Source organism: Pseudomonas sp. LBUM1661 (assembly GCF_059695925.1).
The window spans coordinates 4,528,809-4,553,333 of record NZ_CP166794.1 but is presented as its reverse complement, the minus strand read 5'-3'; the positions used below and the strand labels follow the sequence as shown (position 1 = coordinate 4,553,333).

At 58.5% G+C, this 24,525-nt stretch carries 17 protein-coding genes and 1 pseudogene; 3 read left to right on the top strand and 15 right to left on the bottom strand.

Features of this window, described 5'->3' with window-relative positions; translation table 11 throughout:
* Positions 1-252 precede the first annotated feature (252 nt).
* From aceA to ACA057_RS20885, 9 genes are all read right to left on the bottom strand, one after another.
* Entirely contained in the window at positions 253-1,578 is a 1,326-nt protein-coding gene (gene aceA / locus ACA057_RS20925) for an isocitrate lyase (protein WP_008032724.1), read from the bottom strand.
* 496 nt (positions 1,579-2,074) lie between these two features.
* Positions 2,075-2,836: a secretin N-terminal domain-containing protein gene (locus ACA057_RS20920; RefSeq protein WP_059406603.1), complete on the bottom strand. Its 762-nt coding sequence runs from the start codon at positions 2,834-2,836 to the stop codon at positions 2,075-2,077.
* Between the two features lie 217 nt (positions 2,837-3,053).
* Positions 3,054-3,479, bottom strand: a complete 426-nt coding sequence (locus ACA057_RS20915; RefSeq protein WP_497341957.1) for a GNAT family N-acetyltransferase — start codon at positions 3,477-3,479, stop codon at positions 3,054-3,056.
* Positions 3,472-4,641, bottom strand: a complete 1,170-nt coding sequence (locus tag ACA057_RS20910) for a ribosomal protein uL16 3-hydroxylase (RefSeq protein WP_497341955.1) — start codon at positions 4,639-4,641, stop codon at positions 3,472-3,474. The genes ACA057_RS20915 and ACA057_RS20910 overlap by 8 nt, the downstream gene beginning before the upstream one ends.
* Before the next feature lie 86 nt (positions 4,642-4,727).
* Positions 4,728-6,098, bottom strand: coding sequence for an adenylosuccinate lyase (purB, locus tag ACA057_RS20905; RefSeq protein WP_090185637.1), 1,371 nt, complete (start codon positions 6,096-6,098; stop codon positions 4,728-4,730).
* Between the two features lie 126 nt (positions 6,099-6,224).
* The gene (hflD, locus tag ACA057_RS20900; protein WP_059406607.1) at positions 6,225-6,848 is read right to left on the bottom strand and encodes a high frequency lysogenization protein HflD; all 624 of its coding nucleotides are present in this window, start codon (positions 6,846-6,848) and stop codon (positions 6,225-6,227) included.
* Positions 6,845-7,990: a tRNA 2-thiouridine(34) synthase MnmA gene (gene mnmA / locus ACA057_RS20895; protein ID WP_497341952.1), complete on the bottom strand. Its 1,146-nt coding sequence runs from the start codon at positions 7,988-7,990 to the stop codon at positions 6,845-6,847. Before mnmA ends, hflD begins: the two co-directional genes overlap by 4 nt.
* A gap of 59 nt (positions 7,991-8,049) precedes the next feature.
* The gene (locus ACA057_RS20890) at positions 8,050-8,496 is read right to left on the bottom strand and encodes an NUDIX hydrolase (protein WP_497341950.1); all 447 of its coding nucleotides are present in this window, start codon (positions 8,494-8,496) and stop codon (positions 8,050-8,052) included.
* A gap of 197 nt (positions 8,497-8,693) precedes the next feature.
* A complete protein-coding gene (locus ACA057_RS20885) occupies positions 8,694-10,919 on the bottom strand; it encodes an NADP-dependent isocitrate dehydrogenase (protein WP_497341948.1) in 2,226 nt (741 codons plus the stop codon).
* 510 nt (positions 10,920-11,429) lie between these two features.
* Here ACA057_RS20885 and icd point away from each other — a divergent pair.
* Positions 11,430-12,686 carry an NADP-dependent isocitrate dehydrogenase gene (icd, locus tag ACA057_RS20880; RefSeq protein ID WP_046047455.1) on the top strand — a complete coding sequence of 419 codons (1,257 nt, stop codon included), beginning with the start codon at positions 11,430-11,432 and terminating at the stop codon, positions 12,684-12,686.
* Between the two features lie 81 nt (positions 12,687-12,767).
* Here icd and cspD read toward each other — a convergent pair whose 3' ends face one another.
* Positions 12,768-13,058: a cold shock domain-containing protein CspD gene (gene cspD, locus ACA057_RS20875; RefSeq protein WP_497341946.1), complete on the bottom strand. Its 291-nt coding sequence runs from the start codon at positions 13,056-13,058 to the stop codon at positions 12,768-12,770.
* Positions 13,059-13,283: 225 nt separating this feature from the next.
* Here cspD and clpS point away from each other — a divergent pair, with 225 nt between their 5' ends.
* Positions 13,284-13,667, top strand: coding sequence for an ATP-dependent Clp protease adapter ClpS (clpS, locus tag ACA057_RS20870; RefSeq protein ID WP_140680026.1), 384 nt, complete (start codon positions 13,284-13,286; stop codon positions 13,665-13,667).
* Positions 13,668-13,697: 30 nt separating this feature from the next.
* Positions 13,698-15,968: an ATP-dependent Clp protease ATP-binding subunit ClpA gene (gene clpA, locus ACA057_RS20865; protein ID WP_008146900.1), complete on the top strand. Its 2,271-nt coding sequence runs from the start codon at positions 13,698-13,700 to the stop codon at positions 15,966-15,968.
* A 142-nt stretch (positions 15,969-16,110) separates the two neighbouring features.
* Here the strand turns inward: clpA and ACA057_RS20860 are convergent, their stop codons facing one another.
* The 5 genes and pseudogenes from ACA057_RS20860 to ACA057_RS20840 all read right to left on the bottom strand — a co-directional run bounded on the left by ACA057_RS20860 (position 16,111) and on the right by ACA057_RS20840 (position 24,218).
* Complete coding sequence (locus tag ACA057_RS20860; protein ID WP_497341944.1) at positions 16,111-17,646, bottom strand: type VI lipase adapter Tla3 domain-containing protein; 1,536 nt, start codon at positions 17,644-17,646, stop codon at positions 16,111-16,113.
* A 56-nt stretch (positions 17,647-17,702) separates the two neighbouring features.
* The gene (locus tag ACA057_RS20855; protein WP_497341942.1) at positions 17,703-17,972 is read right to left on the bottom strand and encodes a PAAR domain-containing protein; all 270 of its coding nucleotides are present in this window, start codon (positions 17,970-17,972) and stop codon (positions 17,703-17,705) included.
* A complete protein-coding gene (locus ACA057_RS20850) occupies positions 17,969-19,645 on the bottom strand; it encodes a type VI lipase adapter Tla3 domain-containing protein (protein WP_497341940.1) in 1,677 nt (558 codons plus the stop codon). Before ACA057_RS20850 ends, ACA057_RS20855 begins: the two co-directional genes overlap by 4 nt.
* A pseudogene (locus ACA057_RS20845) lies at positions 19,642-21,675 on the bottom strand (T6SS effector phospholipase Tle3 domain-containing protein). Before ACA057_RS20845 ends, ACA057_RS20850 begins: the two are co-directional and overlap by 4 nt.
* Positions 21,672-24,218 carry a type VI secretion system Vgr family protein gene (locus ACA057_RS20840; RefSeq protein WP_497341938.1) on the bottom strand — a complete coding sequence of 849 codons (2,547 nt, stop codon included), beginning with the start codon at positions 24,216-24,218 and terminating at the stop codon, positions 21,672-21,674. Before ACA057_RS20840 ends, ACA057_RS20845 begins: the two are co-directional and overlap by 4 nt.
* Between the last annotated feature and the right edge of the window lie 307 nt (positions 24,219-24,525).

The following is a 24,525-nucleotide window of genomic DNA, read 5'->3' as shown; positions in this document are numbered from 1 at the left end:
CAACGTTTTTGCCCAGACTGCCGCCGACCCTTGTAGGAGCTGACGAGTGAAACGAGGCTGCGATCTTTTGACTTTGTTTTTTAGAAGCAAGATCAAAAGATCGCAGCCTCGTTTCACTCGTCAGCTCCTACCGGGGTTTTGCAGTGTTGGTTAAAGCGCGGGCAAAAAAAAACGCCCCGAACCAGTCGGGGCGTCAGATGTGCGACGTTGCGGTTAGCTTTCTACTCGGTCCGCAACGGCCGTTTGCTCAGATCAGTGGAACTGTTCTTCTTCAGTCGAACCGGTCAGTGCGGTGACCGAAGACGAGCCACCTTGAATCACGGTGGTCATGTCGTCGAAGTAGCCGGTGCCCACTTCCTGCTGGTGAGCCACGAAGGTGTAACCCTTGGCAGCGTCAGCGAACTCTTGCTCTTGCAGCTTCACGTAGGCAGTCATGTCGTTGCGGGCGTAGTCGTGCGCCAGGTTGAACATGCTGTGCCACATGTTGTGAATGCCGGCCAGGGTGATGAACTGGTGCTTGTAACCCATGGCGGACAGTTCGCGCTGGAACTTGGCGATGGTCGCGTCGTCCAGGTTTTTCTTCCAGTTGAAGGAAGGCGAGCAGTTGTACGACAGCAGTTGGTCCGGGTATTCCTTTTTGATCGCTTCAGCGAAGCGACGAGCCTCGTCCAGGTCCGGCTTGGCGGTTTCGCACCAGATCAGGTCGGCGTACGGCGCGTAAGCCAGGCCGCGAGCGATGGCCTGGTCGAGACCGGCGCGCACTTTGTAGAAGCCTTCCTGGGTACGTTCGCCAGTCACGAATGGCTGGTCGTACGGGTCGCAGTCGGACGTCAGCAGGTCTGCCGCGTTAGCGTCGGTACGGGCCAGGATGATGGTCGGAGTACCGGCAACGTCAGCCGCCAGACGAGCAGCGGTCAGCTTCTGTACAGCTTCCTGGGTAGGAACCAGTACCTTGCCGCCCATGTGGCCGCATTTTTTCACGGAAGCCAGTTGGTCTTCGAAGTGAACGCCGGCGGCGCCTGCTTCGATCATGCTTTTCATCAGCTCGTAAGCGTTCAGTACGCCGCCGAAACCGGCTTCGGCGTCAGCCACGATCGGAGCGAAGTAGTCGATGTAACCTTCGTCGCCCGGGCCTTTGCCGGCTTTCCACTGGATCTGGTCAGCACGACGGAACGAGTTGTTGATGCGCTTGACCACGGTTGGAACCGAATCCACCGGGTACAGCGACTGGTCCGGGTACATCGATTCTGCGGAGTTGTTGTCCGCAGCGACTTGCCAGCCCGACAGGTAGATGGCCTGGATACCGGCTTTGACTTGTTGTACAGCCTGGCCGCCGGTCAGGGCGCCCATGCAGTTGACGAAATCTTTCTCAGGACGGAAGGATGGCTTGGCGCCCTGGGTCACCAGGTTCCACAGCTTCTCGGCGCCCAATTTTGCAAAGGTGTGCTCAGGTTGAACCGAGCCACGCAGGCGGACGACGTCAGCAGCGGAGTAAGCGCGTGTCACGCCTTTCCAGCGTGGGTTTTCAGCCCAATCTTTTTCGAGGGCTGCAATTTGCTGTTCGCGTGTCAGTGCCATGGAGATAAACCTCGTCGCATAGGTCTGGGTGGAAAATTCCTGCTCCTGCCAGTTACGCAATGGAGGTGCGTAAAAGGCTGCTCGCTGACCAGAAGCTTAGGTGGTCAAGTCGGATTCGGCGGGGTTGGCGACGGGATGAACGATGGGCTCGAGGGGAAGTGAGCAGGTAAAGGCGAACTGGTGGGCGCATTCGGGCGTCGTGGGCCTTGGTACGAACATCAGAGTGGTGCCGGGTTACCTAATTACGCTTCCGTCCCTCGGGACAACTTCGTTCCAGTCGGCAACCTCGTCAAACACACCTTATGGGCGGTACAGACACGAAGCGGCTCGCGGGGTAGATGCGAACGGCGCCTCGAAGGCCCTTGCCAGGGCCCCTGATTAGCGGGAGCGAGGCCATCATGCCTTCGCTTTTTAGTATCGTCAAACGTTTTGTAGTGCTTTTTTTTAGGCACTACATCTTTGGTCTAATAAGACTAATCAGTCAGTTTTCGGTGGTTTAGTCCAAAGTATCGACTTTCACCCGCAGGGTCATGTCATCCCGGCCCTGAGTCGAGTAGCTGCGGGTCACGCCCTGTTTATCGGCCTGAGTCTGACGGTTCACGCCCGCCAGGGTGATCCATTCGCCGAGTCGCCCCGTGACGGTTGTGTCGGTACTTTGCACGTTCACTACATCGGGACGTTCCTGGCTCATGCGGTCACGGTTGGTGCTGATCGCCAGGTGAACGATGTCGCCGGTAACGCTGGCGGTGACGTAGAAACCCTGGGTGACGTTGCGGTATTCGGTCTGGCTGCGCAGATCACCGTAGGAATCGGTCTGGCTGCTGGTGAGCGGGACGCTTTGACCGACCTGGATCAGCGCCGGTGCACCTTCGCTGGCCTGGATCTGCTGGATGCCACCGTCGCGACTTTCGGTGCTGCGATTAATGATTCGGGTCTGGCTCGGTTTGGCGCCGTTCACTGAATAACCCTGATCGCCCTGGACGTTGTTTTCGTTGGTGTCGACGGTGATCAGCAGGCGTTTGGGTTGGGTATCGAGTTGGGCGATCAGGGCTTTAAGTTCGTCGATCTTGCGCTGATCGGCATTGACGATCAGTTGATTGCCATAGGCGCTGACCTGACCGTCCTTGCCGATGAAATCCTGGGCCATCGGCAGCATGTCAGCGCTGGTGTGGTAGTTCAGTGGCACGATCTCGGTGGCGGCCATGACCGAAAAACTGCAGGTCAGCAGCAGCGTGGTGAGCAGGGTGCGTAGGGACATGTCCGTTATCTCCGGCATCTGGAAGTGTTGATATTGCCAGTTTGTCGGCTTGGGATGGGGCAAGTTGAATCGTAGACAGCAAAACGCCCCGGTATCGATCGATAGCGGGGCGTTTTGGGGTGTTTTTTCGGGCCTCTTCGCGGGCAAGCCTCGCTCCTACAGGGAATATGCTGAATCTGTAGGAGCGAGGCTTGCCCGCGAAGGCTGCAACTCGGTATCAGGCCGAGCCGCGCACCATGTCCACATGAGGAATCCCGGCTTCCAGGAATTCCTCACTGACAATGCTGAAGCCCAGGCGCTCATAGAACGCCGTGGCCTGCACCTGGGCGCTGAGTTTCTGCTGCTTCAGCCCGCGCTGCTCGGCATCGAGAATCACCGCTTGCATCAGCGCATCACCAACTTTCAAGCCGCGCCAGTCCTTGAGCACCGACACCCGGCCGACGTGCCCGTCGGGCAGCAGGCGAGCGGTACCCACTGGAAAGTCGCCTTCGAGTGCGAGGAAATGCACGGCGCCCTGGTCATCGGCATCCCATTCCAGTTCAGGCGGAACGGATTGCTCGGCGACGAACACCGCTTCACGAATGCGCCGGATCTCGGCGTTGTCCTTTTGCCAGTCTGCGACACGTACGTGAATCTTATTCATCGGCGAACCCCAGACTGCCTTGCTTGATCAGTTCGCACAGCAGGCCGCGGCCGTCTTCGTCGCTCAGCCAGTCGCCGAGGTTATCGGTGTGCAGGGCGTCGGCGGCGCAGATCAGCTTCAGCAGTTCGCGCAGCTTGCCTGGCAGGTAACGGCTCTGGCCGCTGGCGAACAGCAGCAAGTCGTCATCCACTTCCGACCAGGCCAGGCGCGCGCTTGGGTTGCGGATCAGCACGGCGCCTTGCTCGAGGGCGCTGAGCACATCGTCTTCTGCGACGTCTTCCGGACCCACCACCAGCTCCGGGTAGCGCGGCTCGGTCATGAACTGGCCGAACCAGGTCAGCAGCAGGCGCTCATCGCTCATGTGTTCGGCCAACAGACTTTTCAGGCGATCGAGGGCGTCATGTTGGATCTGGTGAGGATCGACCGCAGGCAGGGCGTCAGCGTCGGTGTAACGCTCTTCGTCCGGCAGGAACTGGCTGAGGAAATCGGTGAAGTGAGTCAGTACTTCAGCGGCGCTCGGTGCGCGGAAACCAACGGAATAAGTCATGCAATCCTCAACGGCCACGCCGCAATGGGCCAGGCGTGGTGGCAGGTACAGCATGTCGCCCGGTTCCAGAACCCACTCATCGGTGGCTTCGAAGTCGGCGAGGATGCGCAGGTCGGCGTGTTGCAGGATCGGGCTTTCGGAGTCGCACATCTGGCCGATTTTCCAGTTGCGCTTGCCGTGGCCTTGCAGCAGGAACACGTCGTAGTTGTCGAAGTGCGGACCCACACTGCCACCTGGGGCGGCAAAGCTGATCATCACGTCGTCGATGCGCCAGCTCGGCAGGAAGCGGAAGTGCTCCAGCAACTCACTGACTTCCGGGACGAATTGGTCGACGGCTTGAACCAGCAGGGTCCACTCGCGTTCCGGCAATTTGCTGAATTCATCTTCGGCGAACGGGCCGCGGCGCAATTCCCAAGGGTGTACGCCGTGCTCGATCACCAGGCGCGATTCGACTTCTTCTTCCAGCGCCAGGCCAGCCAATTCGTCGGCGTCGATCGGGCTTTCGAAGTCAGGAATCGCCTGGCGGATCAGCAACGGTTTTTTCTGCCAGTAGTCGCGCAGGAATTCCCGTGCAGTGATGCCGCCCAGTAGTTGAAGAGGAATATCAGGATTCATGTGTAACCTATTGAAAAAAAGTACTTTTCACACGGGAATAAAAACGCCCGGCGCTGCCGGGCGTCTCAAAAGGGTAAAACGGTCGATCAGATGCGCTTGGCTTGCTCTACAGCATTGCCGATGTAGTTCGCCGGGGTGAGCAGTTTCAGCTCGGCCTTGGCGGCGGCTGGCATGTCCAGGCCGTCGATGAAAGTTTGCAGTGCTTCAGGGCTGATGCCCTTGCCACGGGTCAACTCTTTGAGCTTTTCGTACGGGTTTTCGATGTTGTAGCGACGCATCACGGTCTGGATCGGCTCGGCCAATACTTCCCAGCACGCGTCGAGGTCAGCAGCGATTTTCTGGGCGTTGAGCTCCAGTTTGCTGATGCCTTTGAGGCTGGCTTCGTACGCGATCACGCTGTGGGCGAAGCCGACACCGAGGTTGCGCAGCACGGTGGAGTCGGTCAGGTCACGCTGCCAGCGGGAGATCGGCAGCTTGCTCGCCAGGTGCTGGAACAGTGCGTTGGCGATGCCCAGGTTGCCTTCGGAGTTTTCGAAGTCGATCGGGTTGACCTTGTGCGGCATGGTCGACGAACCGATTTCGCCAGCGATGGTGCGCTGCTTGAAATAACCCAGGGAGATGTAGCCCCAGATGTCGCGGTCGAAGTCGATCAGGATGGTGTTGAAGCGCGCGATCGCGTCGAACAGCTCGGCAATGTAGTCGTGCGGTTCGATCTGCGTGGTGTAAGGGTTGAAGCCCAGGCCCAGCTCGTCTTCGATGAAGGCGCGGGCGTTTTCTTCCCAGTCGATCTCAGGGTAGGCCGACAGGTGCGCGTTGTAGTTGCCGACAGCGCCGTTGATCTTGCCCAGCAGCGGAACGGCGGCGACTTGAGCGATTTGACGCTCCAGACGGTAAACCACGTTCGCCAGTTCTTTGCCCAGGGTGGTCGGCGACGCAGGTTGGCCGTGGGTGCGCGACAGCATCGGCACGTCAGCGAAACGGATCGCCAGTTCGCGGATGGCTTCGGCGGTCTGGCGCATCAGCGGCAGCATCACGTCATCACGGCCTTCGCGCAGCATCAGGGCGTGGGACAGGTTGTTGATGTCCTCGCTGGTGCAGGCAAAGTGGATGAACTCGCTGACCTTGGCCAGTTCCGGCAGCTTGGCCGCTTGCTCTTTGAGCAGGTATTCGATGGCTTTGACGTCGTGGTTGGTGGTGCGCTCAATCTCTTTGACACGCTCGGCGTGCTCCAGAGCGAAGTTGTCCGCCAGGGTGTTCAGCACCGCGTTGGCTTCGGCGGAGAACGCCGGCACTTCGCTGATGCCTGGGTGAGCGGCCAGGCGCTGGAGCCAGCGCACTTCAACCAGAACGCGAGCACGGATCAAGCCGTATTCGCTGAAAATTGGGCGCAGGGCCTGGGTTTTGCCGGCGTAGCGGCCGTCAACAGGGGAAACCGCAGTGAGCGAAGAAAGCTGCATGGGGTGTTCTCGGACAGTCGGGCAACGAAATGGGGCGCGTATCATACATGAAAAAATCCGCCGGTCCGTTGCCAACTGACCGGCGTATTACGCGTTACAGATCTAAAGCAGTGTTGCGGGCGCGGTTCAGCTGCTGCGCATCAGCGGGTAAAGCTCTTTGAGCAACTTGCGACGGCTGATCACCAACTGCCAGCGATGACCGCCCAACTGCCGCCATAGACGTGCCGAACGAATCCCGGCCAGCAACAGGGCGCGGATTTTCGAGGCGTTGCTCGGTTGCTGCAGGTTGCGCATGTCGCCGTGGACCTGAATCCGTTGGCGCAAGGTGCTCAGGGTGTCCTGGTACAGCGCGCCGCAGGCGGCGATGACGTTTTCGTGTACCGGGCCGAAGTGCTCGACCTGGGACTGAATCTGCGGCAACCGTTTGCCGATCACGTCCAGCATGTCGTTACGCTTGGCCAACTGACGCTCCAGACCGAGCATCGCCAAGGCATAACGCAGCGGTTCGCGCTGCAGGGTACTCGGGTCGCGCTCCAGGGCGCCGATCAAGGCGCGGTAGCCTTCGCGCAGATTGATGTCGTCGCCGCCGTACACTTCCAGCGTGTCCTTGGGGTCGCGAATCAACAGGCTGCCGAGCATGCAGGTCAGACCGGCTTCGGTGGTCTGGCCGGTCTTGGCGATCTTGTCTACCAGCACGGCGGCGAGAAACACGCCGCCCAGCGCCGTCAGTTGCTCCTGGGTCGGGCTCATTGCTGCTCGCCTTGAGGGGTGCCTTTGCTGGTCCACGGTTCGGCGATTTCGATTACGCCGCCGCCGAGGCAGATTTCACCGTCGTAGAACACCACGGACTGGCCCGGGGTGACCGCGCGTTGCGGGTCATCGAAGGTCGCGCGGTAGCCGCTGGCGGTTTTTTCCAGCGTGCAAGGCTGGTCGCTCTGGCGATAGCGGACTTTGGCGGTCAGCCTGCGCGGCTCGGTCAAATCGATCGGGTTGACCCAATAGATGTCCGACGCGAGCAGGGCGCGGGAGAACAGGTACGGATGGTCATTGCCCTGGCCGACGATCAGCTCGTTGTTGACCAGATCCTTGATCAGCACGTACCACGGCTCGTCGCTGGCATCTTTCAAACCGCCGATGCCCAGGCCCTGACGCTGGCCGATGGTGTGGTACATCAAGCCGTGGTGACGGCCGATGACTTCACCTTCGGTGGTCTTGATTTCGCCTGGCTGTGCTGGCAGGTATTGCTTGAGGAAATCGCTGAAGCGACGTTCGCCGATAAAGCAGATCCCGGTGGAATCCTTTTTCTTCGCGGTGGCGAGGTCGTGTTTCTCGGCGATTGCGCGCACTTCGGGCTTTTCCAGCTCGCCGACCGGGAACAGGGTCTTGGCGATCTGTTCGCCGCCGACGGCGTGCAGGAAGTAGCTCTGGTCCTTGTTCGGGTCCAGGCCCTTGAGCAGTTCAGTGCGGCCGTCAATGTCGCGGCGGCGCACGTAGTGGCCGGTGGCGATCAGGTCGGCGCCGAGCATCATGGCGTAGTCGAGGAACGCCTTGAACTTGATTTCGCGGTTGCACAGGATATCCGGGTTCGGCGTGCGACCGGCCTTGTATTCGGCCAGGAAGTGCTCGAACACGTTGTCCCAGTACTCGGCGGCGAAGTTGGCGGTGTGCAGCTTGATGCCAATCTTGTCGCACACGGCCTGAGCATCCGCCAGGTCGTCCATGGCGGTGCAGTATTCCGTTCCATCGTCTTCTTCCCAGTTCTTCATGAACAGGCCTTCCACCTCATAACCCTGCTCGATCAGCAGGAGAGCGGAAACGGAAGAGTCCACGCCGCCGGACATGCCGACAATGACGCGCTTCTTTTGTGTGTCAGAAGGGGCTGGATCACGCATAGGGATTCAATGAGTGTCTTGAAAAAGGACGCGATTCTAACAGGCCGAAGCCCGCAAGGCTAAAGAGAAGGGCGGATCAGTTCGAGACCGAAGTGTTTACCGTCCAGATAATCGTCGATACAGCGGATGATCAGCTCACTGCGCCAGTTTGCGCGCTGTGCCAGCAGTTCGTCACGCGTCAGCCATTTTGCGCCGACAATGCCGTCGTCCAACTGATAGTCGGGGTGGTGCTTGAGCGGTTTTGCGGTGAAGCAGACCCGTTGATAGGTCACGCCGTTGCTTGGGGCGGTGTAGAGGTAAATGCCCACTACGCCGGTCGGCTGGACGTCCCAGCCGGTTTCCTCGAGGGTTTCACGGATGGCGGCGTCGATCAGGGTTTCGTCCGGGTCGAGGTGGCCGGCGGGTTGGTTGAGCACCGTTCGTCCGCCCTTGGATTCTTCGACCATCAGGAAACGGCCGTTATCTTCGACGATGGTGGCGACGGTGATATGGGGTTTCCACTCCATGGTGATTCCTCCGATTTCAATAGTTGAAACACTATGACTGTGGGAGCTGGCCTGCCAGCGATTGCGGTGAGTCAGTCACCATCAATGTTGGATGATAAATCGCTATCGCTGGCAGGCCAGCTCCCACAGGGTTTGCGTTGTCTTCAAAAACACAAACCCCGACACATGGCCGGGGTTTGTGATGTTCCCTTACAACCTTAAACCAGCGCAGCGATCGCGGTGTTGAAGGTGTTGCTCGGGCGCATGGCCTTGCTGATCAGCTCGGCATTGGCGTGGTAGTAACCGCCGATGTCCACTGGCTTGCCCTGAACGGCGTTGAGCTCGGCAACGATGGTTGCTTCGTTCTCGGCCAGGGTTTTGGCCAGTTGGCCGAACTGCGCTTGCAGTGCCGTGTCTTCGGACTGGGCGGCCAGGGCTTGAGCCCAGTACAGCGCCAGGTAGAAGTGGCTGCCGCGGTTGTCGATGTTGCCGACTTTGCGCGATGGCGACTTGTTGTTGTCCAGGAACTGACCGGTGGCCTGGTCCAGGGTCTTGGCCAGCACCAGCGCTTTAGGGTTGTTGTAAGTCACACCCAAATGCTCAAGGGAAGCGGCCAGGGCCAGGAACTCGCCCAGGGAATCCCAGCGCAGGAAGTTTTCTTCCAGCAACTGCTGAACGTGCTTCGGTGCCGAACCGCCAGCGCCGGTTTCAAACAGACCGCCGCCGTTCATCAGCGGAACGATCGACAGCATCTTGGCGCTGGTGCCCAGTTCCATGATCGGGAACAGGTCAGTCAGGTAGTCGCGCAGTACGTTGCCGGTCACCGAGATGGTGTCCTTGCCTTCGCGAGTGCGGCCCAAAGTGAACGCCATCGCGTCGACTGGCGACATGATGCGGATGTCCAGGCCCGACGTGTCGTGATCCTTCAGGTAAGCCTGAACTTTCTCGATCACCACGCCGTCGTGGGCGCGCATCGGGTCCAGCCAGAAGATTGCTGGCGTGGCGCTTGCGCGAGCACGGTTGACGGCCAGTTTGACCCAGTCCTGGATCGGCGCGTCTTTGGTCTGGCACATGCGGAAGATGTCGCCGGCTTCAACCGACTGTTCCAGCAGGGTACGGCCAGCGCTGTCGGACACCCGAACCACGCCGTTGGCCTTGATCTGGAAGGTCTTGTCGTGCGAGCCGTACTCTTCGGCTTTTTTCGCCATCAGGCCAACGTTTGGCACGCTGCCCATGGTGGTCGGATCGAAAGCGCCGTGCAGCTTGCAGTCTTCGATCACCGCCTGGTAGATGGTGGCGTAGCAGCGATCCGGGATCACCGCCTTGGTGTCGTGCAGCTGACCGTCAGTGCCCCACATCTTGCCGGAGTCACGGATCATCGCTGGCATCGAGGCGTCGACAATCACGTCGCTCGGCACGTGCAGGTTGGTGATGCCTTTGTCGGAGTTGACCATGGCCAACGACGGACGAACGGCGTAGACCGCCTGGATGTCCGCTTCGATCGCAGCTTGCTGCTCGGCCGGCAGGGCCTTGATGCGAGCGTACAGGTCGCCGATGCCGTTGTTCAGGTTGAAGCCGATCTGTGCCAGCACGTCTGCGTGCTTGGCCAGTGCGTCTTTATAGAACTCGGCAACGATCTGGCCGAACATGATCGGGTCGGAGACCTTCATCATGGTGGCTTTGAGGTGAACCGACAGCAGCACGCCTTTTTGCTTGGCGTCTTCGATCTCGGCAGCGATGAAGCTGCGCAGAGCGTTTTTGCTCATGACCGCGCAATCGAGGATCTCACCGGCTTGCACGGTGGTTTTTTCTTTCAGGACCGTGGTGGTGCCGTCTTGAGCGATCAGTTCGATTTTGACGGCGTCAGCGGCGTCGATCAGGGCAGCTTTTTCGCTGCCGTAGAAATCGCCGGTGCTCATGTGCGCAACGTGGGACTTGGAGTCTTTGGCCCAGGCGCCCATTTTGTGCGGGTGCTTGCGAGCGTAGTTCTTGACCGACAGCGGAGCACGACGATCGGAGTTGCCTTCGCGCAGAACCGGGTTCACGGCGCTGCCCTTGATCTTGTCGTAACGCGACTTGGCGAGCTTGTCGGCGTCGCTGGTCACGGTTTCCGGGTAGTCCGGCAGTGCGAAGCCCTGGGCTTGCAGTTCTTTGATCGCGGCTTGCAGTTGCGGAACCGAGGCGCTGATGTTCGGCAGCTTGATGATGTTCGCTTCAGGCGTGACGGCCAGGTCGCCCAGTTCGGCGAGGTGGTCGGCTACGGCTTTATCGCCCAATTGCTCGGGGAAGCTGGCCAGGATGCGCCCTGCAAGAGAGATATCGCGGGTTTCCACGGCGATATCAGCGGAGGCGGTGAAAGCCTCTACGATAGGCAACAGTGAATAGGTGGCGAGGGCGGGAGCTTCGTCGGTGAAGGTATAGATGATCTTCGAGCGGGTGGGCATATTCGGATTAACTCTCTCTTCTTTGCTAAAGCGTGCGCAGAAAAACTCGAGGGGCGCCGGGTAAGCGCGTTCGTTCAAAGTCATCCATGAGCCGAATGTCGAGATTTGTGCGCGGTGATGTTGGGTGCATCAGTCGAGCGTCAAGCGGGTGGACTGCGGTAACGGTCCTGCTTTTTCGGGCCCGGCATCCCGGCTACTTGTTCAGTGGCAGGAGCGGTCGGCCGTCGTGACTCTGTGGTCAGCGGGCGGCATTATACATAGGTAGCTGGCAATCTGCCGATGGTTCATGCGCAACGATTTTCGTCCATTGGTCTAAAGGTCGCAGGGGCGAGGGGGGCGTAGAGTCTTGCACCGTGCTTGAGTTTGGCGCTTTTCCCTTTGCTTTCAGGCTTGTACGCCGCGAACTGTGCAGCTTTGCGGCAGATGGACAGAACAGAGGGTTTGCGTGCCGATTTAACTGGGGTACGCTCGAACGAAGCCAGATGTTCAATCCAAACAATGGAGTTCAGCATGGGATACAAGAAGATTCAGGTTCCAGCAGTCGGCGACAAAATCACCGTCAACGCGGACCATTCTCTCAATGTTCCTAACAACCCGATCATCCCCTTCATCGAAGGCGATGGTATTGGCGTTGATATCAGCCCGGTCATGATCAAGGTTGTCGATGCTGCTGTGAAGAAGGCTTACGGCGGCGATCGCAAAATTTCCTGGATGGAAGTCTACGCCGGGGAGAAAGCGACTCAGGTTTACGATCAGGACACCTGGCTACCTCAGGAAACCCTGGACGCGGTCAAGGATTACGTAGTTTCCATCAAGGGCCCGTTGACCACGCCGGTCGGCGGCGGCATCCGTTCCCTGAACGTGGCCCTGCGTCAGCAGCTTGACCTTTACGTTTGCCTGCGCCCGGTGCGCTGGTTCGAAGGCGTGCCTAGCCCGGTCAAGAAGCCAGGCGATGTCGACATGACCATCTTCCGTGAAAACTCGGAAGATATTTATGCCGGTATCGAATGGAAAGCCGGTTCGCCGGAAGCGACCAAGGTCATCAAGTTCCTGAAAGACGAAATGGGCGTGACCAAGATCCGTTTCGACGAAAATTGCGGCATCGGTATCAAGCCGGTCTCCCTGCAAGGCACCAAGCGTCTGGCGCGCAAGGCCCTGCAGTATGTGGTCGACAACGACCGCGACTCGCTGACCATCGTGCACAAAGGCAACATCATGAAGTTCACCGAAGGTGCCTTCAAGGAATGGGCCTACGAAGTAGCCGCTGAAGAATTCGGCGCGACCCTGCTCGACGGCGGGCCGTGGATGCAGTTCAAAAACCCGAAAACCGGCAAGAATGTCATCGTCAAGGACGCCATCGCCGACGCCATGCTCCAGCAGATCCTGCTGCGCCCGGCCGAATACGATGTCATCGCGACCCTGAACCTGAACGGCGACTACCTCTCCGACGCCCTGGCGGCGGAAGTGGGCGGTATCGGTATCGCACCGGGTGCCAACCTGTCCGACACCATCGCCATGTTCGAAGCGACCCACGGTACTGCGCCGAAATATGCCGGCAAGGACCAGGTCAACCCGGGCTCGCTGATCCTGTCCGCTGAAATGATGCTGCGTCACATGGGCTGGACCGAAGCCGCCGATCTGATCATCAAGGGCACCAACGGCGCGATTTCCGCCAAGACCGTGACCTATGACTTCCACCGTCTGATGGAAGGCGCGAAACTGCTGTCTTCTTCGGCGTTTGGTGATGCCCTGATCTCGCACATGTAAGCGGGTCCAGGCAATAAAAAACCGCCCGACTCAAGTGATTGAGTCGGGCGGTTTTTTTATGACTGGAGGGTGGGCGCGAATTTAAGCTGTGATGGTTTGTTGCCCGTTGGGTGCGACGACGGCCTGAACGTCTTCAGGCGAACCGATATTGACGGCGTGCAAGCCTTTTGGGCCTTGAATAATGTCAAACACGACCGCTTGACCGGCTTTCAGGGTTCTATAACCGTCCATCTGGATGGCTGAATAGTGGGCGAACAGGTCTTCGCTTTCACCATCCTTGTTGATGAATCCGTAGCCCTTGGCGTTGTTGAACCATTTTACCTTGCCCTTGACCGTGCCTTTGACCTTCTCTGTGTCCTTGACGCCTGACATACCCATATCCCTCTGCAACAGACTCCATCACTGGAGTATCATCCAGTACATCCGCAGTCGAATCTTGAAAATAGGATTGACTCCGCGGACCTTTTTTACCCACTGTGGGCTCTATTGGTTGTAACACCGTTTTGCCGATAGTCAAGGTGACCAGGCAGTCGGAGTTGAAATCGGTGATAGCCGTCCCCACTACTGTATTCGCACAACTAACGAACCTTTCTTTCCATGCATGCAATCAGCCAGATTCGACTAACATTCAATCAGGATCGCCCGGCTCTCCAAAAAGATCACCCGGGGGCACACGAGGACGATTCCGCAGGCATTGCTGTTCAGGAGGCTAAGCCTGCTTTACAGGCGCCGCCGATGTACAAGGTGGTTTTGTTTAATGATGACTACACACCGATGGATTTCGTCGTCGAAGTGCTCGAGGTGTTTTTTAACCTGAATCGCGAGCTGGCGACCAAGGTCATGCTGGCCGTCCACACAGAAGGACGGGCAGTATGTGGAGTGTTTACCCGCGACATCGCCGAGACCAAGGCCATGCAGGTCAACCAGTACGCCAGGGAAAGCCAGCATCCGCTACTCTGTGAAATCGAGAAGGACGGTTAATCGCCGGACACTTGGGTATGAGGTGAAGCTATGTTAAACCGCGAGCTCGAAGTCACCCTCAATCTTGCCTTCAAGGAGGCCCGTTCGAAGCGTCATGAATTCATGACCGTCGAGCACCTCCTGCTGGCCCTATTGGACAATGAGGCTGCCGCCACCGTTTTGCGTGCCTGCGGCGCAAACCTCGACAAACTCAAGCATGATTTGCAGGAGTTCATCGACTCCACCACGCCACTGATCCCCGTTCATGACGAGGATCGTGAAACCCAGCCAACCCTGGGCTTCCAGCGTGTACTGCAACGTGCTGTCTTTCACGTACAGAGCTCGGGCAAACGCGAAGTAACCGGCGCCAACGTGCTGGTTGCCATCTTCAGTGAGCAAGAGAGTCAGGCAGTGTTCCTGCTGAAACAGCAGAGCGTTGCGCGCATCGATGTCGTCAACTACATCGCCCACGGCATTTCCAAAGTGCCGGGGCATGGCGATCACTCTGAAGGTGAGCAAGATATGCAGGACGACGAGGGCGGTGAGTCTTCATCTTCAGGCAATCCTCTGGATGCTTATGCCAGCAACCTCAACGAACTCGCGCGCCAGGGTCGAATCGATCCATTGGTCGGCCGTGAGCTGGAAGTCGAACGTGTCGCGCAGATCCTCGCGCGCCGTCGCAAAAACAATCCGCTGCTGGTGGGCGAGGCAGGCGTGGGTAAAACCGCGATTGCCGAAGGCCTGGCCAAGCGCATTGTCGACAACCAGGTGCCGGACCTGTTGGCCAACAGCGTGGTGTATTCCCTTGATCTGGGCGCCTTGCTGGCCGGGACCAAATACCGCGGCGATTTCGAGAAACGCTTCAAGGCGTTGCTCAATGAGCTGAAAAAACGTCCGCAGGCGATTCTGTTCATCGACGAAATCCACACCATCATCGGTGCGGGTGCCGCGTCCGGTGGCGTCATGGATGCCTCGAACCTGCTCAAGCCGCTGCTGTCGTCCGGTGATATCCGCTGCATCGGTTCGACTACCTTCCAGGAATTCCGCGGGATCTTCGAGAAGGACCGAGCCTTGGCCCGGCGCTTCCAGAAGGTCGACGTGTCGGAACCTTCGGTGGAAGACACCATCGGCATCCTGCGCGGCCTGAAAGGGCGTTTCGAAGCGCACCACAACATCGAGTACAGCGATGAAGCCCTGCGCGCAGCGGCTGAGCTGGCCTCGCGTTACATCAATGACCGGCACATGCCGGACAAGGCGATCGACGTCATCGACGAAGCGGGTGCCTACCAGCGCCTGCAACCGATCGAGAAACGCGTGAAACGCATCGAAGTGCCTCAAGTCGAGGACATCGTCGCGAAAATCGCGCGTATTCCGCCTAAGCACGTCACCAGTTCCGACAAAGAATTGCTGCGTAACCTTGAGCGTGACCTGAAGCTGACCGTATTTGGCCAGGATGCGGCGATCGACTCGCTGTCGACCGCGATCAAACTGTCCCGTGCCGGCCTCAAGTCGCCTGACAAGCCTGTCGGTTCGTTCCTGTTCGCAGGGCCGACCGGTGTCGGTAAAACCGAAGCGGCGCGTCAGTTGGCCAAGGCGTTGGGCATCGAGCTGGTTCGTTTCGACATGTCCGAGTACATGGAGCGCCACACCGTATCGCGTCTGATCGGTGCGCCTCCTGGCTATGTCGGGTTCGACCAGGGCGGTCTCTTGACCGAAGCCATTACCAAACAGCCTCACTGCGTGCTGTTGCTCGATGAGATCGAGAAGGCGCATCCGGAAGTCTTCAACCTGCTGTTGCAGGTCATGGACCACGGTACGCTGACCGATAACAACGGGCGCAAGGCGGATTTCCGTAACGTGATCGTCATCATGACGACCAACGCCGGTGCCGAAACGGCAGCTCGCGCTTCGATCGGTTTCACCCATCAGGACCACTCGTCCGATGCGATGGAAGTGATCAAGAAGAGCTTCACGCCGGAATTCCGTAACCGTCTGGACACCATTATCCAGTTTGGTCGCCTCAGTCATGAGGTCATCAAAAGCGTGGTGGACAAGTTCCTTACCGAGCTTCAGGCGCAGCTGGAAGACAAGCGTGTGCAGCTTGAGGTAACGGATGCGGCGCGCAGCTGGTTGGCGGCGGGTGGCTATGACTCGGCGATGGGTGCTCGACCAATGGCGCGTTTGATTCAGGACAAGATCAAGCGTCCGCTGGCGGAAGAGATTCTCTTTGGCGAACTGGCCGACCATGGTGGCGTGGTGCATATCGATCTGAAGGATGGCGAGTTGACCTTCGATTTCGAAACCACGGCGGAAATGGCCTGAGGTTAATCGCAATAAAACATAAAGGCGCCGGTTGGCGCCTTTTTGTTGTCTTGGCGTTTTAGCCCGGCGGCCATCCTCAGGTCACCCGTACATTCAACACATTGCTCGCCACGCCATGAATATCCCAGGCATATCTGATGAGTCATGGTTTTGGCCCCGGCATGCGAAATCGGAAGGGGTCGACGCCGTGGGTTTGCTGATTTTTCGCTTTGCGGGCTTCGTCAGGCGGGCGGACCATTTGCACGGTGATGCTGCCGTCATCGCCCGTGTAAACCGCCGCGCTGACGCCGCCGTCCTGGTAGCTGGCAATCGTCGCGAGGTTGATTTCCACCAGGGCGCTACTGACGCCGGTATTGCCCAGGCGTCGACCGATGTCGTAGCTCGCGTCGACATTGCCTAATACGATGCCGGTTCCATCGGTGTTGAGGCCATGCAGCGCATTGGTCAGTGCGATTTCGCCATGGGCGTTGTCAGTGCTGTCGTAGAACACACGCAGCGGTTTTTCGCCCTTGGGCAACGTTTCCAGTGCCTGCAGCCAGCCAGCTTGCAAGGCTTTGGTTTGCAGCGCGGGTTTGAGCGGATTGCCGTTTTCGTCGTGCATCACGACTTTGACCGGGCGGTGCAAGTAACCCAGGACTGGCGCTCTATCGAATTCCTTGACTTGATGGTGGGCCCAGCGGGCCGGCAACCATGGCGACGGTTCGAAATGGCCGGGGCCTCGGTTGCTCAGGGTTTGCCAGAGGGTGGGGAGTTGGGATTGCCAGTAGGTGGAGGACATGGTGCCGGGGCCGTAAGGTTTCCTGATCCCCTCAGCACGTTTGGCGTCTTCATAGACTTTTCTGAACAGCGGTGAATGCTTCCAGTAAAACGCCCACAACTTGCCCATGTCGGAGTTTTTGTTCTGGTTGTTTTCCGATTCATGGGTGGCAAAAGGGCGGATATAACGGTTTACCCGATCCGAACGAGTGAGCAGCAGGCCGGTCACGCTTGTGTACACGGTTGGTACGACCTGAGCGTATTGCAATCCTGGCGTGCCGGCCACGCGATAGCCGTTTCGAGTGACATCGCCGTCTTCACTCACAATCAATGCCTGTGGCACTTCGGGATTGTCGTCAAAGAACTTGAACACGCGCTCAATCATGCTCTGGGCATGGGTAGTATTGTCCGCGTCCTGCCACAGGAACAGGGTGACGCCCAAGGTAGCGGCATTGCGTCCGCCCAGAATATTCGCAGCGGCGCCCGTGTCTTCAGGCTGTTTCGGCGGTCCGATCGCAAACACAGGGATCGGCCAGTAAGCTACCGAGTCGCTTGCCGAATACTGGAATGCAGCTCGGGTAGCAATACGGCTGGAGTTCTCTCGGGATGTAACTGATGCGTTGTAATCATTTGGGTCTTTCGAAAAAATCGAAGCGAAATTGTCTGCTTTCGTTTCGATTTTTTGCCAAACCGATGATTGATGCCACCCTTGTACCGCGAGTCCCACTCCTCGTATTTCCAACGCGTAGTTACGCTCATGCGTGGCAGTTTGCATGACAGCATCAGCGACGACTTTCGTTCTGTAGGCCGTGAGTTGCTCCTTTTCATAAACTACCTGCTTGGCAAACCAATACCCTCCGTAGGCCAGTACGAGCGCACCAAAAATAATACTCGCGATTCCCCAACGCTTGACCGCGCCCATATCCCTAATCTCCCTTTTTCGCCCTGTCGACTCGCGTTAAATGAAAATGCGAGGTATCAGGTCGCCTGCACATTCAACGCATTGCTCGCTATTCCGTGGCAACCACAAGCCAGGCGATGTCCTTGCAGGACTACAGGAATGCCGTTCATGCGCCTGCGCGGATGCCCCTCGACGAAAGCGAACTCGCCCAGGTGAAACGGGCACGCTGCCTTGTCGCCTAGCACTGCAGGGGTTTTTCCGTTGAGGCGATGAGCGCCCGCGAGTTGGCAGGATACGACCGTGCCGCCACTGCTGATGGCGTCGCCCAGACAAACGGGATGGCTCATGGTTTTGGCCCCGGCATACGAAATCTGAAGGGGTCGGTGCCGTGGGTCTGCTGGTTTTTTGCTTTGCGGGCTTCGTCAGGCGGGCGGACCATTTGCACGGTGACGCTGCCGTCCTTGCCGGCGTACACCACCGCGCTGACGCCGCCCTCCTGGTAGCTGGCAATCGTCGCGAGGTTGATTTCGACCAGGGTGCTACTGACGCCGGTATTGCCCAAACGCCGACCGATGTCGTAGCCCTCGTCGACATTGCCCAGCGCAATGCCGGTGCCATCCGTGTTGAGGCCATGCAGCGCGAGGGTCAGAGCGATTTCGCCCTGAGTGTTGTCAGTGCTGTCATAGAACACACGCAACGGTTTTTCGCCCTTGGGCAACGTTTCCAGTGCCTGCAGCCAGCCCGCTTGCAAGGCTTTGGCCTGCAGCGCGGGTTTGAGCAGCTTGCCGTTTTCGTCGTGCATCACGACTTTGACCGGGCGGTGCAGGTAGCCCAGGACTGGCGCTCTATCGAATTCCTTGACTTGATGGTTGGCCCAGCGGACCGGCAACCATGGCGACGGTTCGAAGTGACCGGGGCCTCGGTTGCTCAGGGTTTGCCAGAGGGCGGGGAGTTGGGATTGCCAGTAGGTGGAGGACATGGTGCCGGGGCCGTAAGGTTTCCTGATCCCCTCAGCACGTTTGGCGTCTTCATAGACTTTTCTGAACAGCGGTGAATGCTTCCAGTAAAACGCCCACAACTTGCCCATGTCGGTTTTTTTGTTCTGGTTGTTTTCCGATTCATGGGTGGCAAAGGGGCGGATGTAACGATCTACCCGGTCCGAACGCGTGACCAGCAGACCGGTCATGCTTTCGTAAACCATTGGTACAGCATGGACGTTTTGCAGCCCGGGCGTGCCGGCCACCCGATAGCCGTTTCGAGTGACATCGCCGTCCTCGCTCACGATCAATACCTGCGGCACCTCGGGATTGTCGTCAAAGAACTTGAACAAACGCTCGATCATACTTTGGGCATGGGTGGTATTGTCCGCGTCTTGCCACAGGAACAGTGTGACACCCAAGGTGGCGGCATTGCGTCCGTCCAGAATATTTGCAGCTGCTCCCGTGTCTTCGGGCTGCTTGGGAGGTGATATCGCAAACACCGGTATTGGCCAGTAGGCCACGGAGTCGCTGGCCGAATGCGTAAAGGCGACGCGGGTATTGATTCTTGCCGTGATTCTTCGAGAGCTCACGGAGGTATCGTAGTCCTTGGGGTCTTGCGAATAGATCGAAGAAAAATTGTTATTTTTCTTTTTTATTTCTCGCCAAATAGAGGATTGGTGCCAATCATCAACGGCGAGCCCCGTTCCCCGTATCTCCAGCGCATATGTGCGCTCAAGCGTGGCGATTTGCTCGACTCTTTCAGCCATGACTTCTGATTTGTAGGTCGCCAGTTCTGCCTTTTCGTAGGCTACGGCCTTGCCAAGCCAGTGCCCGCTGTAGGTCAGTACCAGCGCACCAAAAATGCTCGCGATTCCCCAGCGCATAACGGTGTCAAACTCCTTTGGTTTTATATCTTCTGTCGGGGTTATGTAGATGGCGGACAACAAGAATCCGAGCCAAATGGCTATCAATACTCCAGCCCCCCAGAGATAGCCCTTCAGCTTCGGTCGCTGTGATTTTTCGTTTCGACGATCCCTCATTGAATCGCTCCTTTTTCCAAAGGGCTTACGATCAGCGTCGGCGGTGTCAACGACACCACATCAATGGAAGGGAATTCGCCTTCTTGGTAATACAGATAGCTGGCCTCCACCAATGTTTGGGTTTCTTCACTAAGTCGCGACTAACCCTCCATCTTCATGACTTCATCGAAGTACCGCTTTTTATCCATTTTCCAATCCGCAATCGCCACCAGCACCTCCCGCATCACCGGATCATCGAGGCACTTCGCCTGCCCAATCGCGATATCCATCGCCGTCACCCAGCGATGGTTTTCCGGGCTGCGCAACACCGCCGAGTGATAGCTGTTTTCAGTCCACTCCTTCGGATCAACCACCATGCGGGCACGGACTTCATTGGGGGTTTCTTCTCGTTCGATTCGGTAATGATCCTTGCGATCGAGCATCGGATTGCCGGACACCGGCGTCTGGCGCAGGGCGTGGGTCTGGTCGTCGGGCTCTTTGCCGTGATTCCAGTGGGCGCGAGCCTCTTCCAGCTTGACTCGCTCTGCGCTGTTGCCCACATAAATCCACTTGAAGGACGCACGTGGGTTACCCAGGGCGGTGTTTTGCGACACCGCATCCGGACGGTCTTTTCCGGCCTTGTGGGGTGAACCTGTCACGGCTTCGCCACCGAACATCTGTGGCGCATGGGGCGGGTGCAGTTGTTCGGCATTGATGTTGCGTTCCTGGCCTTTACGGATCCCGGCCTGCGAGGCCATTGCCGGCACTGACCAACCTCCCGGATAACGTGGCTCTCCCTCCGCGCGCGTGAGGTCTGGTTGTGGCGCCTTGCCGACCAGCACCGGCTCACTGTCGCGCAGGCGCCTGGTCCACAGGCGCTGGTAAAAACCCATGGATTGCAACGTGGTCATGGCCGGCTCGCCATTGGGCAGCGCGTCCGGCACGCCGTAAGTGCCGATACCTTGCACATCATCCAGCGCCACGGTGGTGTCGTCCGGGCAGAAATACAGGTAGACCTTGCCGCGATTATCTCGCTCGGGAAACACCACGGTCTTACCGTCTGCACCCAAACGCTGGCCTTGTTCGGGTGACCAGCGCGGGCCGGTACGACCACCATACCCCGGCACGCCACAGCGTGCGGCGTCGAGGGGTGGTTGCGTATGGGGTGATTGGGTGATGTGTTGGACGATGTCGATCAGGGTTTGCAGTGTCCGCAAATGTTTCGGTGTTGCGCCGGGCAGTACCGAATAGGGCGAGGCGACCATGATTGCGCAGTCGGCGCAGCGCTCGCCGCGATCCACCAGCATGGCCTGGGCGAGCAAGGTAATCAGCGTGCCCTGGCTGTGCCCCATGATGGTGATGGTTTCATTGGGGGAGACGCGGCGAATCTCGCTGACCAGCATCGCCAGTCGGGTCGCGGCCAGTACAAAATAGCGCCGGTTCGGCGCCTTGCCCATGTACAACGAGCTATGCATCGTCGGCTGAACCAAATGACGCAGCCATTTGGCGAAGCCCTCTTCGTACATCTCCAGCAGATTGTTGGTGGCGTTGGCGAAAAAACCGCCGCCCTTGGCGAAGTGACGGTCCAGACGATTGCCGAACGTATCCTGGAATTGATCGCGCAGCCTGGCAGGGTCGCCATTCTCATCCCGCTTTATTTCTCCGGGTTCGGCGCTGTAGCCCCAATAGAACGGGATTAAAAGACTGCGCGTTTTGGGGTCGTCGGTATCGCGTTGATAAAGGTAGGTATCGGGATCGTCGAGTATTCGCCCCTCCTTGTCTTTCCACGCTTCCTTGGGCGTGCTTTTAGCCTCGTTGTACTTGGCCCCATACCGACCCGCCCTCAAATCCGGCCGATCCAGCCGCTCATTAACCCCCTGACACAACCCCGTTTCCACCGACTCATACGCCGCCCCCGGATCATTGACACCGTGCAGGAAAATCACCACACCGGGCAAGTCACCAGGCACTTCCATCTTGCGATCGGTGTTGCAGTTGGGAATCAAGCGGGTGGTGCGCTGTGCCACCGTGTAAAAGCTGGAGTCGCTCATTGGTTGTCTCCCCCCGGGCGCTTGGCGGTTGCCCGAGCCTGATGCATCACCTCTCGCTCCACCCTCTGCGTTGAACCGGTCGCATCCGTTAAACCCTGCACCACACTGCCATCCTCAAGTTCGATCCGGTACGGATGGTCCGCGGCCCTTCGAGAGCCCTCGGCTTCGTCGCCCGGGTAGTGAAAGGCCAGGCGTTGCGCCGCTGGGTCACGGCTGAAGGTGGGTACGGAAACACTGTCGGTTTTCGGCCCGACCCAGTCATGATCGCTGGCATGCACAATGGCCTTGCCTTGCGTGCCCATCTCGATACCGCCCCCGATCTTGATGTAGCTGCCATCGTCGGCCACCAGGCGGATGGTAGGGGCGGTCACGATCAGTTCGCCTTCGCCGGCTGACAGGTGCAGGTTCTTAAGCGCATTGAGTACAAGGTCATCGTTCTGTGCTTGCACCAGCACCTTGCCGCGATTGGCGATAGCACAGATGCCTTCATCCTGGGCGAAGGCCGAGATCCCCTTACCGGCGTTCATTCGCAGGGCCGCACCGCTGGTCAAATGCAGATGATCCTGAGCGGTGGTGTCATGATTCTCACCGGCGTAGTGCACCTGCGAACGTGGGGTGGCACTGACGATGCCCGCCTCGGCGGCCACCGCGACAACAGGCTGACCCGAACTGTCACTGGCGGGGGCAGGCCATTGATTCAACGCCTGGCGCAGCGCTTCAATGCCTTGGGTATCGACCTGCTGGCCGCCACGAGAGGCGGCAGTCTGACCAAGCGATTGAAACAGCTCGCCGCACTCCGCCAGCAACCTGAGCAATTCGTCGCGATCCAGCTGCGAGCCCTGCGCGCCGTGGCGAGCGTAGGTGGTCAATAACATGCCCTGGGCTGCCCGAAGGGCAATCGCGGCATCGGTACGCAGTTCTGCGCCATCGCCTCGTGCCTGGGCTTGCCCATCGGTTCTCGGGGTGGTCAGCTTTCCCAGGTTCAGCGCTGTGGCGTGATGACTCGTGGCCAGGCGGGCGCGCAATGCACCGGGTGTATCGTCGAAAAGCAACTCGTTGAAGCCGTTGCCCTTGTGTTCCCGGGTCTGGATCCCCGACAACGTTCGATTGCCCGGCAACCCCGTCGCATGGCTGAAGCGTGGCGGAAAGTGATTCGCGTTATAGATCACCGAGGTGACAAGAGGGCGGTCGATGTCGCCCCCAAGAAAGGTCACCAGGACTTCCTGGCCGATGCGCGGTAAAAATTGATGACCAAAACCTTCGCCGGCGCTGGGCATGGCGACCCTCAGCCAGGTGGTGCCTTGGGCAGGATCCTGCTCGCGCTGCCAATGAAAGCGGACTTGCACACGCGCCAACGCATCGGTAAAGACTTCTTCACCTTCAGGGCCGACCACAATGGCGGTGAGCGGGCCGGAAATCGTCGGGCGCGGCGTAACGATCGGGGGGCGATACGCAATCTTGTGGCGGATGCACACAAAACGATTGTCGTAATCCGCCGGTTGATCAGACAGATAGTTGTTGCAGCCACGGTGCTCCACTGTCAGCAACAGAAAATGGCGATCTGCAATGGGGTCACGGTCGTGATCGAAGTGCTGAGTCAACTCGAAGGTGTAACCCGGCAGCATGGCGCGACAGTTGCTGGTGCCCTGAAAGGTCTTGCCCTGTACCTCCATGGCTTCCAGGCGATGACGGACCAGCGTTTCGCCCTCCTCAGGCATACCGTGGCTGTAATGACCGGGAAAGTCGTAGATCTCGTAGGACGGGACTTCACCCTGGACGTTGAGGCTAGGCATGCTGACCCGTAGTGGATTGTTCGGTTGCTTGTAGTCGAATGTCTGAATGGCCATGCGGCCGGGCTGCAGGGTTCTGTTGCTGCTCCATTGCGTAATCGAGTCGGCTGCTTCGGTGACCGACGCGCTGTGGTAGCGGATCTGCGGTTGCTGCGCCAGCGGCTCGAGCTTGCGGGAGTGATCGGTGATGATCAGTTGGTGTCCTTCCTTCGTGTGATCGAAGTAGAAGAACAATCCATCGCCTTCCAGCAGACGCAAGACGAAATCCAGATCGCTTTCGCGGTATTGCGTGATGTAGCTGTAGGACTTGAGCGACTGGCTCAGACGGAACTCAAAACGGGGCAGTGCTTCATAGTGGGCAAACACCGCGCGAATGATGTCTTCGATCGTTTGCTCTTGAAATATCCGTGAGTCATGGCGTCGCGATAGCATCCACAGCCAGGGACTTAATGTCGCCGAATAGTGCGCCAGGCCACCGTCACTTTTTTGCAGGCTGAAACGGCTGATGTAGCCGTGAACGTAACGAGCACCGCCGGTCGCCAGTTCAATGTCGAGTAACGCGGGTTGCCCCATCAGTGACTTGAGTTCGAGTCGCGCATCCTGGCTGATCAGCGACAACTCGAAACTGAACAGTGTCGACAAACCCTCGACACCGGAAAATCGTTCAAGCAGTAGCTCTTGCTGGTTTTCGAGCGGGGAGGTGAACTTCACCAGTCGTCGGTTCTGTGGCGAGATTTTTTTTGTTAGTTCCATTAACAAGTTTCCTACGGCATAAGCGACAGGCGATGGACCCAAAAGCGGTGCATGTCCGTACCTGCCCATGGCGAAAATGAGCAGGCGAATTAAGTCGCATATGAAATAGCTTGTATGTAGGACGCTTCTTGTTTTACAAAAAAACGGGAATGAATTGCAGGTGGCATTAACCTGTGAAACAGGATTGCCCCTCGTTCACAGGCAGGCAGGAGTTGCGGGCGCACGCCGCAGGGAGGCTTGTTCGGGATGGGGCTGGCATGGAATCCATGCACGATCAAGGCAAATAACGGACAAACAAAAACGCCCG